The sequence below is a fragment of the Paenibacillus sp. 3LSP genome (assembly GCF_032465655.1).
Lineage (GTDB): Bacteria > Bacillota > Bacilli > Paenibacillales > Paenibacillaceae > Fontibacillus > Fontibacillus barengoltzii.
In genome coordinates, this window is sequence record NZ_JAWDJI010000171.1 from 1 (window position 1) to 1,439 (window position 1,439).

The 1,439-nt window shown below is 60.3% G+C and carries 1 protein-coding gene and 1 pseudogene; both read left to right on the forward strand.

Annotated elements, in window-relative coordinates:
* Positions 1-794: 794 nt before the first annotated feature.
* On the forward strand, positions 795-1,004 hold the full coding sequence (locus tag RW092_RS14370; RefSeq protein ID WP_316010538.1) for a hypothetical protein: 210 nt from the start codon (positions 795-797) through the stop codon (positions 1,002-1,004).
* Positions 973-1,439, forward strand: a pseudogene (locus tag RW092_RS14375) (hypothetical protein); the annotation flags it as partial. The gene RW092_RS14370 and the pseudogene RW092_RS14375, both read left to right, overlap by 32 nt.

The following is a 1,439-nucleotide window of genomic DNA, read 5'->3' on the forward strand; positions in this document are numbered from 1 at the left end:
ACCAAGATTAACAATTAATTGAATACCATGTCACTTTAGATGCAAGGCTAGTGCGATTTCGCCAGAAATGAACTGTAGTTTTGCAGTTATTTAGGCAATTTCGCCGTCTAAGCCGGAAAATAACTGCACTTTTACATTTATTTATGCAGGTGACTCCATCTCCCGGAAGAATACCCCGCATTGAACTTGCCAATGAATGGAGTAAAGCGAATGGAGCAAGAGTTGGGGGAGCGAACATACAGGGCTGGAATAGCAGAGGGGGCGCAGAGAAGGTGGAAAAGAGGTGAAAAGGTTAGAGAGGGATCGAAAAGTAACAGTAAAAAAGAGGTAGATGAAGCGGAGGAACGAGAGAGAGGGAATTGTGGAAAAAGTAGATGATCTTGAAAAGGTTGGTGGCGGTGGGCGCGCGAGAGGCAGACGTTAGGGACGTTAGGCTGACTGAAAGAAGATAAAGATGAGGAGGTGGAGGGTGTGCAGCATTGGCGAATTAGGGGAGTGACTGCGGCAGTATGGTTAAGCGGCGTATGGGTTTGCTTGAATCAAGGTTTGTATTGGACCGGGCGGCCGGGGGCGCTGCTGCTGGTGTCCGTATGGCTCATTGCGGGTGCGGTGGTTGCAGGCGGATGGGCCATCTCAACTGGATTCGGGCAGAATTTCAGGAAAACGGGCTATGGGCCGCATGAGGTTGGAACGTATAAGCTTGCACTGCATGAGCTTGCACCGTTTAAGTTTGGATCGTCTGAGCTTGAGCTTGGGACGTATCAGCTCGGTAGCGCTGCGCCTCGGGCGGGGTTATGGACAGAGCCAAGCGTGCGGTGGGCTTTGTTGCTAGCGGCAGGGCCTTTGGTCATCGCAGTCGGATACGCTTGGCGGCTGGCCGCGGGGCCGTTGTCGGTGCAATCGACGCTGGAAGCCCTGCGGCTGTGGGCGTTCTTGGGCGTATTTGCTGCGGCGCTAGGGGGGCTAGCCGCAGTGAAGTCCCTGAGTGCCCGCCGTTGGCTTGAGGCCGGATGGCTGCTGATCGGCGGGCTGCTCGCTGTAACGGCACTGGCCGCGGTTTATGGCCTGCTGCCGATCCCCGGCGCGATTCTGCGCACTGCGAATCCAGCCGTATCGGCGACCGGTGCCCGGCTGGGCGGGCTGCTCCAGTACCCCAACGCCTTCGGTGCCGTGATGGCGGCGTTTCTCCTGGAGCGGCTGATGCGGCTCGCGAGGATGGAGCGGGCCGCTTTTACGCGCGCAGGCAGCTGGCGCGGGCAGCGGGCGGGGGCTCTCGCCCTGCTGTTCGCCCTCGCCCTGCTGCTGAGCGAGTCGCGCGGCGCGCTGACCGCTGCGCTGGGCGGCTGGGCCGCGGGCCTCGCGCTGCTGCGCGGGGCCGAGCGCCGGCGCTACGCCTGGCACAGCGCCGTCTTCGCGGGCGCGGCCGCCGTGCTGGCGCG

Coding starts and splice junctions, on each gene's coding strand:
- RW092_RS14370 (WP_316010538.1), top strand. CDS start 795: ATGGACAGAGCCAAGCGTGCGGTGGGCTTTGTTGCTAGCGGCAGGGCC.